Source organism: Vibrio sp. TRT 21S02 (assembly GCF_050113675.1).
Taxonomy (GTDB): domain Bacteria; phylum Pseudomonadota; class Gammaproteobacteria; order Enterobacterales; family Vibrionaceae; genus Vibrio.
Genome location: NZ_JBNJOI010000032.1, coordinates 1 through 14,397, shown reverse-complemented (window position 1 = coordinate 14,397; position 14,397 = coordinate 1). Strand labels below are relative to the sequence as shown.

General features: G+C 40.2%; 18 protein-coding genes. All 18 read right to left on the bottom strand.

Going from position 1 to position 14,397, the window contains the following annotated elements:
• Positions 1-186: 186 nt before the first annotated feature.
• Positions 187-711, bottom strand: coding sequence for an SseB family protein (locus tag ACQEXU_RS21125; RefSeq protein ID WP_243191920.1), 525 nt, complete (start codon positions 709-711; stop codon positions 187-189).
• Between the two features lie 136 nt (positions 712-847).
• Positions 848-1,282 carry a GNAT family N-acetyltransferase gene (locus ACQEXU_RS21120; RefSeq protein ID WP_427012201.1) on the bottom strand — a complete coding sequence of 145 codons (435 nt, stop codon included), beginning with the start codon at positions 1,280-1,282 and terminating at the stop codon, positions 848-850.
• A 144-nt stretch (positions 1,283-1,426) separates the two neighbouring features.
• On the bottom strand, positions 1,427-1,888 hold the full coding sequence (locus tag ACQEXU_RS21115) for a hypothetical protein (protein WP_104027849.1): 462 nt from the start codon (positions 1,886-1,888) through the stop codon (positions 1,427-1,429).
• A gap of 13 nt (positions 1,889-1,901) precedes the next feature.
• Positions 1,902-2,177, bottom strand: coding sequence for an ECs_2282 family putative zinc-binding protein (locus ACQEXU_RS21110; RefSeq protein WP_130241647.1), 276 nt, complete (start codon positions 2,175-2,177; stop codon positions 1,902-1,904).
• 151 nt (positions 2,178-2,328) lie between these two features.
• The gene (locus ACQEXU_RS21105; protein WP_427012200.1) at positions 2,329-2,733 is read right to left on the bottom strand and encodes a hydrolase; all 405 of its coding nucleotides are present in this window, start codon (positions 2,731-2,733) and stop codon (positions 2,329-2,331) included.
• Between the two features lie 116 nt (positions 2,734-2,849).
• Complete coding sequence (locus tag ACQEXU_RS21100) at positions 2,850-3,566, bottom strand: hypothetical protein (RefSeq protein WP_019274838.1); 717 nt, start codon at positions 3,564-3,566, stop codon at positions 2,850-2,852.
• 310 nt (positions 3,567-3,876) lie between these two features.
• A complete protein-coding gene (locus tag ACQEXU_RS21095; RefSeq protein WP_273297472.1) occupies positions 3,877-4,161 on the bottom strand; it encodes a YciI family protein in 285 nt (94 codons plus the stop codon).
• A 160-nt stretch (positions 4,162-4,321) separates the two neighbouring features.
• Positions 4,322-5,083 (bottom strand): hypothetical protein, encoded by a 762-nt coding sequence (locus ACQEXU_RS21090; protein ID WP_427012199.1) that lies wholly within the window; start codon positions 5,081-5,083, stop codon positions 4,322-4,324.
• A 155-nt stretch (positions 5,084-5,238) separates the two neighbouring features.
• Positions 5,239-5,814 carry a hypothetical protein gene (locus tag ACQEXU_RS21085; RefSeq protein ID WP_427012198.1) on the bottom strand — a complete coding sequence of 192 codons (576 nt, stop codon included), beginning with the start codon at positions 5,812-5,814 and terminating at the stop codon, positions 5,239-5,241.
• 164 nt (positions 5,815-5,978) lie between these two features.
• A complete protein-coding gene (gene tolA / locus ACQEXU_RS21080; RefSeq protein ID WP_427012197.1) occupies positions 5,979-6,326 on the bottom strand; it encodes a cell envelope integrity protein TolA in 348 nt (115 codons plus the stop codon).
• 1,252 nt (positions 6,327-7,578) lie between these two features.
• On the bottom strand, positions 7,579-8,190 hold the full coding sequence (locus tag ACQEXU_RS21075; protein ID WP_427012196.1) for a hypothetical protein: 612 nt from the start codon (positions 8,188-8,190) through the stop codon (positions 7,579-7,581).
• A gap of 176 nt (positions 8,191-8,366) precedes the next feature.
• Complete coding sequence (locus ACQEXU_RS21070) at positions 8,367-8,636, bottom strand: hypothetical protein (protein ID WP_332226023.1); 270 nt, start codon at positions 8,634-8,636, stop codon at positions 8,367-8,369.
• A gap of 134 nt (positions 8,637-8,770) precedes the next feature.
• Positions 8,771-9,388 carry a DUF2971 domain-containing protein gene (locus ACQEXU_RS21065; protein WP_427012195.1) on the bottom strand — a complete coding sequence of 206 codons (618 nt, stop codon included), beginning with the start codon at positions 9,386-9,388 and terminating at the stop codon, positions 8,771-8,773.
• A 136-nt stretch (positions 9,389-9,524) separates the two neighbouring features.
• Positions 9,525-9,968 carry a hypothetical protein gene (locus ACQEXU_RS21060; RefSeq protein WP_427012194.1) on the bottom strand — a complete coding sequence of 148 codons (444 nt, stop codon included), beginning with the start codon at positions 9,966-9,968 and terminating at the stop codon, positions 9,525-9,527.
• A 172-nt stretch (positions 9,969-10,140) separates the two neighbouring features.
• A complete protein-coding gene (locus ACQEXU_RS21055) occupies positions 10,141-10,602 on the bottom strand; it encodes a hypothetical protein (protein WP_427012193.1) in 462 nt (153 codons plus the stop codon).
• 193 nt (positions 10,603-10,795) lie between these two features.
• Positions 10,796-11,437, bottom strand: coding sequence for a hypothetical protein (locus ACQEXU_RS21050; protein ID WP_427012192.1), 642 nt, complete (start codon positions 11,435-11,437; stop codon positions 10,796-10,798).
• Entirely contained in the window at positions 11,418-12,155 is a 738-nt protein-coding gene (locus tag ACQEXU_RS21045; RefSeq protein ID WP_427012191.1) for an SDR family NAD(P)-dependent oxidoreductase, read from the bottom strand. Before ACQEXU_RS21045 ends, ACQEXU_RS21050 begins: the two co-directional genes overlap by 20 nt.
• A 194-nt stretch (positions 12,156-12,349) precedes the next feature.
• The gene (locus ACQEXU_RS21040) at positions 12,350-12,589 is read right to left on the bottom strand and encodes a hypothetical protein (protein ID WP_427012190.1); all 240 of its coding nucleotides are present in this window, start codon (positions 12,587-12,589) and stop codon (positions 12,350-12,352) included.
• Positions 12,590-14,397: the final 1,808 nt, after the last annotated feature.

Genomic DNA, 14,397 nt, shown 5'->3' with positions numbered 1-14,397 from the left:
ACCAACTCACTTTGGAGAGGGAGATTCTCTAAATCTAGCTTATCTGAACTCAAAATCGCCTCCGTTTGTATAACGCCGCATTAAGGTGTGAGCCACACATCCACAAAACTCAATTTGACCATCAAAATCACTGAACTAAGCCAAACCAAAAATGCCAAGCGTGGCGAATCACTCTTAAATGCTTTGTTAGGGTAATTGACTTGCGTGGTGTGATAGATATTCGAGCATGGACCGCTCTATAGGAAGCGCATTATGAGCTGGGTTAATCACAACGCCATCATAGGTACTGCTCTCAAGTGCGAATAACCATACGTCTTTGCTAGGCAAGATCCACCCTGAAACCTTTTGCTCCGTATATTGACTTAAAGCATTCCAGTCTGTGAATAAAACCAAGTAATTTTTGCCCGCACTTTCGGCAGATAAAACACCAAAAGTACTACCTTTTTCTAATGTTCGCTGATTGCTGTCATCAGACGATAACTTTAGACCATCAGTAAACACCGCGGCTAAATAATTTGCCTGCAAAAGCTGCTTTAGAAGCTCATCTTTAGCCGCATCTGACCCTTCCCGAGCAACACGATCCATTGCAGCAACTAGAGCTGGATTTTCAACTGCCTGATTTACATCAATCCTTGATTCTTTTTGAGCCATCACTTCACTAACTCCAAATATAAGTAAGATGCCTATAATATATTTAGCTATTTGGTTCATAATTACCCTAACGCCCAATTAACGTGTGAGCAGCGCAGACACTGAACTTGAACACTGCGCCGTAAACACTAAACTCAACCCGAAGTGAGAGCGCCAAGCGTTGCGAATCACTGTTGAATTGTTTGTTATGTGCGTACTAAACATTACCACTGCAAGACGAGTTAAAGGAAAACATACGCACTTCATCACGTGGAAACCAACCTAGTTTTTCATAGAAATATTGAGCATTCAGGTTTTCATTGGCGACAAATAAGTGAGTTTTAGCTATACCAATTTTAGATAATGCATCGACCGCTGAGGATATTAGTTTGGCACCAATGCCTTTACCTCGACAATTCGAGTTTACAGCCAAATGTTGCACGTAACCTCGACGACCATCTGTACCCACTAAAATTGCACCTACAATAGTGTCATCATCTACAGCGACAAAGCTGAGATTGGGGTTACGTTCTAAGTATTTACCTATGTTTTCTCTGGAGTCTGCATCACGTAGCAACATAGCTTCTGTTTCAGACCATAGCTCAATAACTTGAGAGTAATCTGAGATATCCATTTCTCTAATCAATGCCATTTTCCCTCTAAGCACATAACGCCCTGTTAAGGTGTGAGCAACGCAATACCGATGCTTCCGCATACCACCTTAATCACTGAAACCAACGCATAGTAAAAATGCCACGCGTTGCGAATCACTCTTAAACAGTTTGTTAGGTGCGTTCTAAAGTGTTGGATATACGATTTTTTCGTTTTTATTTCTGTGTTCGTCAGACCAGCCAAGTTTCAACTTGTGCTTTCTTGGTGTTTGCATATGTACAGCTGCCAATAACTCAATGGATGCATGCTTTTCGAGCGACTCATAAGGAAGTTTGCTCTGCAACTCAGATTCTGGAACTAGTTCGTTGCCGTCTGGGAACTCTACCGTTACATTTTTGGCTTCGGCATTTCCTTTGTTCCAAATTTTCAACCGATACTTATGATTCCCCAACTTAATGATCGATGCACCTAAATCGGCTTTACGATCATCGATCACTTCTTCGGTTTCCTTAGCTAAAAGCAATTTATTAAGCTTATTCTGAGTTTCAACTAGAGAGTCTTGTCTCTTGTTAAATTGAATCGTTCGCCATGTTGCGTACCCAGAAAGCCCCAAAGCCACAAGTGCGATACCGTCACCAAAATCCATACAGCTAATGCCCCTATCTAATTTTTATATTCTTGTTTCCTTTGAATGCATTTTTAAGCATTTTTTTCATTTCAGCTTCAATTTGCTTTTGTGCTTCTTTAGCAATCTCGTTTTGAGTTTCTGCGATGAATTCAGAATTTTCTGCGACAAGATCTGCACGAGTCAACTGGCGTTCACACTGAATACAAGTAACAAGCCCGTTTTCATCATGTTCATCAAAATTGAAGTCTTTACAACCACAAGTTGGACACAACATACTAATTTGTCGATCAAGATTATTGAGTTTCATTTTACCTCCTAAGCACCTAACGCCCTGTTAAGGGGTGAGCAACGCAATACATATGCCGCCGCATACCACCTTAAACACCAAACGCAACGCATAGTGAAAATGCCACGCGTTGCGAATCCCTCTTGAACAGTTTGTTATGTGCGTGCTTACGTTATGCACCAAACTGCTTTATACGCTTGGCACCAATAAAAAACCGATACTTACTTTGTTGAAGTAAGTCTAAATGGCGCTCAAACTTGGGTAAGCCATTGGACAAAGACAGATGGTAGACGAGTCCATTACCGGCGTACACTCCAACGTGTGCTCCGTATGAGTCAGCAGACTCGTTGTACAACATGATATCTAGCGGCTTAAACTCAGTGACCACCTCACTGAACTCTGAGTCATTCCACAGTTCACTAGAACGGTAGTTAGGTGGATTTAGACCGAAGTCTCTGAGCAGATTATACGCAAAGACCTGACAGTTAGCTCCAAGCGTTAAGTCGGAATCATCTTTGCAACCTGGAATGCGGGATGAAACGTATCTTACATTTTTGAATCTATCGGGAATATCCATGTCCATTTTCTCCCAAAGCACATAACGCCCAATTAAGGTGTGAGTAACGCTACCACGAAATTCAACCTTAACACCATAAACACTGAACTCAAATTTAGAACCAAAAATCCCAAGCGTTAGGAATCACTCTTAAATTGTTTGTTAGTTTTGTACCCTTCAACAGCCAACTGCTTAATGAGTGCTTCTACTTCAACACCTTGTTTATCAGCTAACGTTTCAAGTATTTCATAATCTGAAACCGAAAAGGGGACTTCAACAGTAATCGGACTACGGTCGAGTACAAACTGAAAAAGCGTTGCAAGTAATAGAATAGCTGCACCTGCAAAAGCCACTTTTGGAGATAGCTTTCGGTGAGCTAAATCATATTGACTGGTAATTACATTAGACATACCTGACATGATGAAAATAAGAAATGCAAAAACTAAAAACGTGATTGCATAACCATAGTATGCTGAGTTCGATGAGAATACGCCAACTATAACAATTCCGATTGCTTGCCCAACAACAATAAAAAACGCTGGGGAGCATAGTTGAGAAACTCTGTTTGAAATATGGACTAGTACCTCTTTGTCTGATCCTTTCTTCCTACTTATAGCTACTGAGATACAAACCATGGCAGTCATTAAGAGCAGAAGAGTTGCAATACTATTAAATGGAATATGGTCGAAAAACAGCGATGATAAGAAACCTCTTTCCAGATACACCGGTAAATCGATTTGATCAGTTACAGCCGTTATTAGTGACAAGGCTAACCCAAAGCTCCCAAAAAAAACTCCATCTTTTAAATTGATCACTGGCTCAATCTGCTTTTCTGTCTCATTCTCGATATTCATTTGTTCAACTCTCGCTTTTAACCAAGAGAACTGTATATAAACACAGTTACAAATGCAATGTCGAAGAACAAATAAAGTAGAAATGACAGTATAATGAACCATCAAAGACACTTATGAAAATTTGAAGTCTTGGAAAAAACCTCTGAAGAGCTGCAGGTCAATTTTGATACCGGAGAAACTAACGCCCTGTTAAGGGGTGAGCAACGCAATACCGAAGTCACCGCATAACACCTTAAACACTAAAACCAACGCAAAGTAAAAATGCCACGCGTTGCGAATCCCTCTTGAACAGTTTGTTATGTACCAGATACTAAACTAGGAATTCTAGCTTTTCTGACGCCTTAGTTGGCACGATTTCTGTTACTTCATAGCTTGCTAAGCCTTCTCGATGAAAAGGGTCTTCAGCCAGTACGTCATTAAGCTTGTTTCGGTCACTAATGGTAGAAATAATTACACCACCAGTTCTTGGCTCTTTGCGCCCAGATAAAACAAAGTGACCTTTTGCATATTGTTCATTGAGATAAGCGACATGCTCAGGAATAAAAACATCGACTTTCTCTAGAGGCACCTGATAAGTCAAAGACACGATAAACATACATTCTCCTTACATTTTTTGCGCTAAAGTACAGTGGCACATAACGCCGCGTTAAGGTGTGAACAACGCGACCACCCCAACCTAACTCATTGTGCCGTAAACACTGAAGTTGATTCAAACTGAAAATGCCAAGCGTTGAGAATCACTCTTAAACGCTTTGTTATAACTCTACTTCACAGCGAGAGATTGAAAACAAATAAGAGCCATCATTCTCAGTACCGATAATCACTAACTCATTATTAAGGTAAGCAACTTTCTGATTTTGTTCTAACTTGCAATAACTGTGCTGCTCCATTTCGAAACTATAGGCAAAACTTTTGGTAATACCATCAATCCTATCGCTATACCACGTATTATCGCTTAAAAAAGAGCTAGCGATATAAAATATGGTAATACAAGCAAATACTCTCCCGAACATTAAAGTTATCGATAACTCTTTTGTTGAGCTAAACATCTTTAAGCTCAAAAGGTTTTTAGCTGAAACATTTTGCAGCGAAAGTATCGAATTTAACATTGCTATAGGTATCAAGGGGATTGCAATGAATGCGAGCATAAGAGAGATAGACAAAGGCATTAACATTACTGAGACTAACGTTGTTGTATAGCGAAAAGCGCTTGTTGGTACTTCTAGAATACTATGCACACTCGATGACGCGAATGCCAAGTTAAACGTCGTTACACCCAATAGCAAAAGAGCTCCCAAAGCTCGCGCATACAAAACAGAACTTAAAGTTTTGGCGGTTTGATGAATCCAAACGGCAAGCCCATATACGAAAAAACCGAACCCCACCCAATAAGACGGGAACGGAATAATTGAGTTAAGAAGCCCAAGGACAAGTAAGAAGAATATCCCAAGTATGTACGCAGCTTGTTCATTATTTAACGTCGAAACACTTTTTTTATAAGTATCAACAACATTCAATCTCTATTTTCCTTCTTGAGTTATAACGCCGCATTAAGGTGTGAACAACGCTAAACACTTAACCTAAACCACTGTACCTTAAACACTAAAACCAAGTTTAAACTGAAATTGCCAAGCGTTGTGAGTCACTCTTAAATGCTTTGTTAGAAGACAGATTAGATTCCGCTTTCGGCTTTTATTCGTTGTTTATCTTCTTCATCTTTTTGTTGCCATTTAGGCAAGTACTTAGACCTCAATGACTCAATTTCCTTTTCTTTCTCTTTCGCCCAATTAAGTCCAGACTCATTCACAACAACTTCAGATGTACTATTAAACCAGTTATCAATTTGTTCCTGAGGAACCTCTCCACTTGCCGGATTCAAACTAAATCTTGCCTTCCAGACTCCCATTCTTGCAGATACTAAAATATAGTAGATTTTATCTGCCAAAAGCTCAGCCTCAAGAAAGTCTGCATTTTCACCAATTACCATAAACATATGTTTTCCAGGTTCAGCTTGATATGCAAGTCGCGTTTTAGCAGAAACAGTGCCTATATAGTTAGAGTCATCATAGACTGTTGACTGTATTGCACCACCAAAACTAGAGGGCCTCATAAAATGAACTAATGCTTTTCCTTCTTCAGGTTTCGTAATGGCATTTTCAGGCGCTACTTTAACCATGTGGTTACTTTGCGTCGCACAACCACTAGCTGTAATTAGCACAAACAATATCATTGCTATCTTTTTTAACATCTTCCTTTCCTTTCTTTTGATATAAAGCTCTATATTAGGTCTTCTAACGCCACATTAAGGTGCGAGCAACGCTAAACACCCAACCTAAACCACTGCACCTTAAACACTAAAAACAAGTTTAAACTGAGATCGCCAAGCGTTGTGAGTCACTCTTAAATGCTTTGTTAGGGCTTAATTGTAAGTGTTATTTGCTGTAGTTGAGCAGCAACTTCCTTGTCCTTTGGCAAAGGATATGCCCCAACTTTTTTTACAGCATCCTCACTAGCTTTACATAAGTTTTCATGACCAGATGAGGCAAGCGATATAACTTGGCCGCTAGAGTTTAATGAAAATTGCAGCTTGCATTTTTCCCCTTGAAACATTTTAGAAGTATCCAACTGATTTTGAATGAGTTGGGTATAGATCTGGCCATACTTTACTAATTTGGATTTTTGAGGTTTATTTGCACACCCAGCTATAGTAGCTATTAAAATAAGTAGTATTGCCGTGCCCTTCAAAAATGTTTTATCCATTTACATTCCTTTTAACTAGCAAATTTAGCCCTAACGCCGCATTAAGGTGCGAACAACGCTAAACACCTAACCTAAACCACTGCACCTTAAACACTAAAGCCAAGTTTAAACTGAAATCGCCAAGCGTTGTGAGTCGCTCTTAAATGCTTTGTTAGGCGCTTCACGCAAATAGTTAAAATGGGATTTACAAAACCACCTTTTGGGAACATTTAATTTTAGTAACTCACTGAAATTTAATAATACCCAAATGCTAAAGCGGCTAAGTCTCTGAAACCCACTGCAACCAAAACACCAAAGAAATTGGCAAATAAGCGCATACATATGGAATTTGGAAAGGCTAACTTTCAGTGCAAAATTTCAGCCAATAGACCCATTTCGACAACAGACAAACTTGAAGCGATTTGAGCCCAAGAAACTAACAACAAACTGGCTACAAAACTGAATGAGGCACCCCACAAACTTTGACATGTTTTACAGGTTGAGTGATTCAAGAACTTGAGAAGACAAAGCCAAATTGCCGAAAAACTGGAACAAATAGCCAAAGAGAAATTAGAGATTTGAACCAAGAAATTTCTTACTGCGCCTAACGCCGCGTTAAGTGGTGAACAACGCCAACCACCAAACTTAAACCATTGTACCTTAAACACTAAATTCAACTTAAACTGAGAGCGCAAAGCGTTGTGAGTCCGTCTTAAACGCCTTGTTAGGCGAAGTTTCTCACCCGTGTTTAAGTGGCTTTGAAAGCAGATTACCTGAAACACTATAGCCAACAAAATGCACACGTACTTTTTGCGATTCAAGAATCACAAAACTCACTATGTTTCAGCCAAGATTCCAACAACCACGAAATACGAATTTGCAGCGACTAAGTAGCTTTTGAACCTGATAAACTAATAGCTACGAGCTAATAACAAAAACGAAAGCTACAATTGACTTGCCCTGTCCACACTTTAAGCCAGTGAAACTCACCGCCAACCTACACTGAAAACCAATGAGGCAACCCACGAACTTTGGCATGTTTTACGGCTGGAGAGGTTCAAGAATTTGAGCCGACAATACCAAATTGCCGACTTAAAACGACGAATAGCTAGAGAGATATGAGAAGATGAGAACAAAGAACTTTTCTGCCCGTCGCCTAACGCCAAATTAAGTAGTGAGCAACGCTGCCACCTACCTAAAGCATTGTGCCGTAAACACATAAACTGATTCAAACCGAAAATGCCAAGCGTTGCGAATCTGCTTGAATTTATTGTTAGAGCTTGTATTTAAAGTAGTAGTCTTCAACTTTCTTAAGCTGCTCTTGCTGCTTACTATCTAGCTCAATACTCACAAGTAACTCTTTAAACACAGTTAAATCAGGCGTTTTTTCAAAGCTATGGCGACCAACTTTACTTGCAGTCAAAGTTGTAAACTTAGCTTCTCCTGCACGCTCGATATTTTTGGCTAATTCTGCGATCATGTCCCAAGCATGAATTCGGATATATTTTTGTTTAGCTAGATCTAATGCTGAATCAGTTACACCAATCTCAGACTCTAAGCTCACCAATTTATCAAATTGGTCGTGACATTTATTTATGCCTTCACCATCAGACCAACGACCATCCTTGGTCATCAAATCAATGCTTGTTACAAGTAAGGGGGCAGTAACTGATTTTAAATGTTCTATTGTTGCGTTTGCTTCCGTAACAACTTCTCTTAGCTCAGCTTCAAATCCTGCACCTTTAAATTTGGAAAATTTATCAAGATTTGCGAAAGCGAGAAATACAGCACTCGCCGCAACAGCTATACCCATTTCAGCAACCATTCCTTTTAAACCAAAAAGGAAAACTGAGACTATTAACAACAAACATCCAATAATATTCAAACCACACTCCTTAATTGAAAATTTTTCGAGAGCTCTAACGCCGCGTTAAGTGGTGAACAACGCCAACCACCAAACCTAAACCATTGTACCTTAAACACTAAACCTGACTGGAACTGAAACCGCCAAGCGTTGTGAATCCGCCTTAAACGCCTTGTTATAAGCCATTTCCCAATGACTTATGGCTCGTCTCGTTCACCAGTTGTTTTGATTTTTAGATTTGGATTTACCCCACCACCAAATTCTGTAGATGGACCATGTGATACGCTTTGCGAACGATGAAATACGTATAGCCCAATTGCTGCGATAACAGGGATTAACCAGATAATTATGATTTGCGCTACTTTTTGAAATGAATTTAATTCACTCCTTGTTGCGACATAGACAGAGCCACATACGTTAATAAAACTAATTCCCAAAAGAACAACAATCCAATTGTAAAACTCCATTTTCCCTCCATGGCTTATAACGCCCTGTTAAGGTGTGAGCAACGCAATACCGATGCCACCGCATACCACCTTAACCACTAAACCTAACGCATAGTAAAAATGCCACGCGTTGCGAATCACTCTTAAACAGTTTGTTAGGCTTCTGGCACCAAAGTATATGATTTAGGTCTTTGTACCATTTTGGTAATTGGAATTTCATGCTTTAGAAAAATTGCACGCTCTTCTTCGGTTAAATCACACTTTAGACCACTATAAGCATTTACTAGTTTTAGCTCATCAGAGAAAGGCATAAAAAGTAACCCATTGTCATCTTGTTGAATTTCGTCCGATCTTAGATCCAATGGAAGACGATATTCTCTCTCATATCTCCAACCTTTATATTTGCATAGAGTTGCCGCAGGTATCTTATTTTTCCAATCATCACGGTTACGACTAATTTTCATAGGAGAGCTTACATATTTAATTTTGCTTAAATACTTTTTAGGAATCTCAAACTCAAAGCAGATACCACTGTGATTATCAGCGTAATGAGCCCACTGAACAGGATGCCCTAACCGTTTACTAAAACACAAAACACCTAAAATCCCATCAAAATGATGCCTAAAGTCAGCGAGAGCTTCATTAGATGTATTGGTTACATTAGGAAAGAACTCAAATGGGTCATTCAAGTTATCCAACGTTGCTATTTTTAGTCTCGATTTTTCCAAATTTTCTATGGCATATTTCTTTGCCATGAAATGATAAACTCTCATATGTACTCCATTTGAAGCCTAACGCCCTGCTAAGGGGTGAGCAACGCAATACTGAAGCCGCTGCAAACCACCTTAATCACTAAGATCAACGCATAGTAAAAATGCCACGCGTTGCGAATCCCTCTTGAGCAGTTTGTTATGTGTATTGGGCAATGACATTGTTTATGGATTTCACCGCCGCAGTCCTATGTTTCGATAATTTAAAATGTTTCGGAAGATGCAGTAATGAGATTCTATATATTCCAAACTCGTCTTCGCGACGATCAGTTGATGCGAGATAATCCCGTATAGTAAGAGCATGCTCTTTTGACCATGCCCAAAGTACTTTACCTCTTACATCAAATCGCCAATATGCATCATCAGCCCAGTGAATGTTAGTAGAGTCACTTTGATAACCACACTTCAAGCACGATACTTCGCATTTAAACGACCCGCTAACTACTTCGGGTTTATAACGAACAACCTGATTATTTACATTCTTAAGGTTTGGTAATTCGTTAGCTCTTGTTTCTGCGCCGCATTTAGGACAAGAGACCGAAAAATATTGTGGGAAGCTAAACCAGTCATAGATATACGTCATTCTATCTCCGAATCATCATACACATAACGCCGCATTAAGGTGTGAACAACGCAACCACGAAATGAAACCTTACCACCGTAAACACTGAACTCAACGATGGAATGAAAAATGCCAAGCGTTGAGAATCACTCTTAAATGCTTTGTTATGTGGTGTTGCATCCATAAACCATATTTAGTTTTTAGGCTGACTTTTACCAGCAATGTAACCAAATGCCAACGTAGTTAATGCAACAATACTCTCTCCTTCAATTTTTCCTAGGAGGGATAATATACAAACCGTTATAACCAATATAACCGTCAATAAAGAGAAAGCTACCGTTTGAAATTTCGTATGAATGATAGCCAATAAACTGGTTTTTTTAACTAGTTCAGGCAGTGCTTGTTGGATATTTTGATAGCATTTCAGTTTACCTGTACCAAACTCCAATACATAGTTTTCGTGCCACTTATTATCTGCCCCTTCAAAGGCAACTATATAAAACTTCACGCCTCCGATTTCAATTGGTGCTTTGAGAGCCATGTCTTTCTCTGGATTATCATAACCAACATTCAATTTTCTTACTTCTGAAAAAATACGATGTTTCAAGCTTTGAGGGCTATTTAGCTCTTCTGATTCTTTTCCTTGATTTTCCATGTCTAAGGTCTCATCTGATTAAAACACGTACCTTAATCATAGTAGGTAAGAAGAACACTGTATTGATGCCACATAACGCCGCATTAAGGTGCGAACAACGCTTATCACCTAACTGAAACTATTGCACCTTAAACACTAGAGCCAAGTTTAAACTGAGATCGCCAAGCGTTGTGAGTCACTCTTAAATGCTTTGTTATGTTTTTTCCCTAATGTTATTGAAGAAAACTTTCGTATCACGAATAAACTTAGCTGCGTTAGATTTTTTAATGGCATGTTTTAACTCAAATTCGCTAGCCATCACTACAGACTTAAATTCAGGTAAAAATAAAACACAATCAAGAGCTATTGCCGCTTTTATTACCTTGTTAATGATTTCATGTAATTCGTAATTCAGATCCAGTCGTATATGCATACTCTCTACAGCTTCTCCGTCATACCATACCTGAATATCATGCTCCTTTTCATTTCCCCAAACCAACAACTCTCTGTCCCATGACTTTGATGAAGGAAGAATGTCGTCAAATACCACCGTAAAATCAAATACTGGCTGTCTGCCTTTCCACGCACAAGCTGTATCGTACCCTTCATCGCCGTAAAGTGAAGACGAACTATAACTGTTTTCTTCTGCCCAAGAAGCAGGAATTAACACAACTGAAAACTGCCAGATTGCCACACATCCTCCGTAAACATAACGCTGCGTTAAGGGGTGAATGCCGCACAAACCAACTTTCCGCAGACCACCTTCACCACCAAAACTCACCGCAAACCAAAAATGCCACGCGGCATGAATCCCACTTGAACGCCTTGTTAGCCGCTCATGCCAACGATAGCCCACCATCAACTACCAACGTGTGACCTACTATATAGCTAGCTTTATCTGATAATAAAAACTCAATTGCATTGACGATTTCGTCGATTTCCCCAAAACGATTGATTGGTACTATGTCAGAAACATCAGCGCGGATATTAGAGTTTTCAAGTTGCCTTTCTTCCCATCGGGGAGTCCACGTTACACCAGGAGCAACTGCATTGATTCGAATTCCAGATTTAATGCTTTCTAGGGCAACAGATCTAGTCAGCCCCTCAAGGGCGTGTTTAGCAGCACTATACATTGACGCATTGGGTGTTGGTCTAAGACCATTAACGGAACTTACATTTACTATGGATGCACCTGCCTCCATCAGTTTCAGCTCAGACCTCAAGCACAAGGCTTGGCACAAAAAATCCACATGAAGAGTTTCTTTGAGAAGTGGTACATCGACTTGAGGCAGATGACCTCTAGAAGCAAGTGCCGGAGAAGCGTTATTTACCGCCACATCCAATTTTCCGTAGTGAGCTGCAATGTGAGCAAATAAACCGTCTAATTGTTGCTCATCCGCAATGTCAACTGACTGGTAATCAACAGATTTTAACTCCGGATATTTTTGCATTACATCAAGCCAAGTCTTCTTCGAACGCGAGCACGTAATAACTTTATATCCCTGCTTCACGAGCCGAAGAACTGAATACAAACCGATACCTTTTGAGCCACCTGTGACTAATGCAATTTTCAATTTAGGGCTCCTTTCCTAATTATGTGCTTTGACGGCTAACGCCCAATTAAGGGGTGAACAACGCTACCACCCAACCTAAAACATTGTGCCATAAACACTAAATTTGAAGTAGAAGCAAAAGTGCCAAGCGTTGTGAATCCCTCTTAAATTGCTTGTTAGTTGTGTAACCTACCACCTGCTGAGTACTACCAACTTTAATCTAGGTAGTCTGGTGTATGTAAGTTTGTACCGCAGACCGTGCACTTGTAATCACCTGTAGGCTCACCTTCCATTAGCGCACTCGCTATTGCGGCGAATAGGCCAGAAAAGAAACCTTTAGCTTCTGTTTCCGTGGTTTCATCCGATTTAGAGAAGCTTTCATACTTATGAAGCGTCACCTTTTTGCAATTACAACAGAACGCTTTGGTTTCTTCAGAACCGTATGTTTGAACCAACTTGATTATCTCCCAAAAGCTACTTTTTCACCTAGCAACTAACGCCCAATTAACGTGTGAGCAGCGCATACACTGAACTTGAACACTGCGCCGTAAACACTAAACTCAACCCGAAGTGAGAGCGCCAAGCGTTGCGAATCACTGTTGAATTGTTTGTTATGTTTTACCACAAACACATGATTTACTTGAGAAAGAACTGCTATTTACAACTAGTTTTCTGAAGCAAACCACAAGGCTAGAACCAACTTGACCGCCAAAGGCGACCAACCTAAAACGTGTAATTCCACTTCCCAGCCCAATGAGGCAACCCGACTAAGCTTCAACAAACGCCCTGTCTTTCCAACCAAAGCGCAAAACAATAGTGAATTGCCGAGGCTACTGCCAAGCTAAAATGCTGCTTGGTTAAGAACCTGAAAGCGACTTTGAACCAATAAAATGATAAGCCGACCGCCACGACCTGACAATGAAGCAACCCGCGAACATTGGCATGTTTTACGGGCTGAGTGGTTCAAGGACTTAGACCGACAATGCGGATTTGCTGAGTCTACTAGGGACGAATTGCCAAAGGGACAGAGAACTAGAACCCAAGACCTTTAAGCTTTTGAAATACAAGTAAACATAACGCCAAATTAAGGTGTGAACAACGCTAACCACCCTACCTAAAGCATTGTGCCATAAACACTAAACTGGCTTGAAGTGAAAGCGCCGAGCGTTGTGAATCACTCTTAAATTTATTGTTATATGCGTTTCAACCAGTCCCACTTGATATCACTTCGAGTTATCAAACGATAGAGCTTCCTAAGAATAGGAACCCCATATTCGAATTCTTGTTTAAAACTGCACTTCCGGCAATAAATGATGACGTATAGGATTTCGAAAAAGACAGCCCGACCTCTGACTGGGTAAATTCTGTAATAGTAGGCTTCCGGATCTTTACTAAACTTCACATCTAATTTGGACTTGCAGCACTTGGGACACTTTAAGTCGGATGAGTACTGTTCTAGTAAAAATTTTCGAGCATCAACTTCATAAGAACTTGCTCCTGCTGGATACCCGCACTTGTCACACTTATCGTGTTTCTTATCAACACCTTGCTTGCAAACCAAGCATCTCCAGTTGTACTCAGCCATCTTCTTCCCTAAAGCATATAACGCCCAATTAAGGGGTGAACAACGCCTCCACCCAAACCTAAAGCATTGTGCCATAAACACTAAATTTGAAGTAGAAGCAAAAATGCCAAGCGTTGTGAATCCCTCTTAAATTGCTTGTTATGTTTTACCACAAACATATGATTTACTTGAGAAAGAACTGCTATTTCTAACTAGTTTTCTGAAGCAAACCACAAGGTAAGAACCAACTTGGCCACCAAAGGCGATTAACCCAAAACCTGTAATTCCACTTCCCTGCCCAATGAGGCAACCTGACTTCGTTTCAACAAGCACCCTTTCTTTCCAACCAAAGCGCAAGACAATGGCAAATTGCCGAGGCAACTGCCAAGCCGAAATGCCGATTGACTAAGAACCTAGAAGCGACTTTGAGCCAGTTAAACCAGAACCCAACCGCCACGACCTGACAATGAAGCAACCCGCGAACATTGACATGTTTTACGGGCTGAGAAATTCAAGAACTTAGACCGACAATGCGGATTTGCTGAGTCTACTAGGGACGAATTGCCAGAGGGGCAAAGAACTAGAGCCTAAGACCTTTAAGCCTCTGAAATGCAAGTAAACATAACGCCGCATTAAGGTGCGAACAACGCTTAGCACCTAACCTAAATCACTGCGCCTTAAACACTAAAACCAAGTTTA

Excerpts from the sequence above, each read along its gene's own strand:
- tolA (WP_427012197.1), bottom strand. The coding sequence starts at position 6,326 with ATGGATAAAACATTTTTGAAGGGCACGGCAATACTACTTATTTTAATA.
- ACQEXU_RS21070 (WP_332226023.1), bottom strand. The coding sequence starts at position 8,636 with ATGGAGTTTTACAATTGGATTGTTGTTCTTTTGGGAATTAGTTTTATT.
- ACQEXU_RS21060 (WP_427012194.1), bottom strand. The coding sequence starts at position 9,968 with ATGACGTATATCTATGACTGGTTTAGCTTCCCACAATATTTTTCGGTC.
- ACQEXU_RS21095 (WP_273297472.1), bottom strand. The coding sequence starts at position 4,161 with ATGTTTATCGTGTCTTTGACTTATCAGGTGCCTCTAGAGAAAGTCGAT.
- ACQEXU_RS21115 (WP_104027849.1), bottom strand. The coding sequence starts at position 1,888 with ATGGATTTTGGTGACGGTATCGCACTTGTGGCTTTGGGGCTTTCTGGG.
- ACQEXU_RS21055 (WP_427012193.1), bottom strand. The coding sequence starts at position 10,602 with ATGGAAAATCAAGGAAAAGAATCAGAAGAGCTAAATAGCCCTCAAAGC.
- ACQEXU_RS21085 (WP_427012198.1), bottom strand. The coding sequence starts at position 5,814 with ATGTTAAAAAAGATAGCAATGATATTGTTTGTGCTAATTACAGCTAGT.
- ACQEXU_RS21065 (WP_427012195.1), bottom strand. The coding sequence starts at position 9,388 with ATGAGAGTTTATCATTTCATGGCAAAGAAATATGCCATAGAAAATTTG.
- ACQEXU_RS21110 (WP_130241647.1), bottom strand. The coding sequence starts at position 2,177 with ATGAAACTCAATAATCTTGATCGACAAATTAGTATGTTGTGTCCAACT.
- ACQEXU_RS21100 (WP_019274838.1), bottom strand. The coding sequence starts at position 3,566 with ATGAATATCGAGAATGAGACAGAAAAGCAGATTGAGCCAGTGATCAAT.
- ACQEXU_RS21120 (WP_427012201.1), bottom strand. The coding sequence starts at position 1,282 with ATGGCATTGATTAGAGAAATGGATATCTCAGATTACTCTCAAGTTATT.
- ACQEXU_RS21125 (WP_243191920.1), bottom strand. The coding sequence starts at position 711 with ATGAACCAAATAGCTAAATATATTATAGGCATCTTACTTATATTTGGA.
- ACQEXU_RS21105 (WP_427012200.1), bottom strand. The coding sequence starts at position 2,733 with ATGGATATTCCCGATAGATTCAAAAATGTAAGATACGTTTCATCCCGC.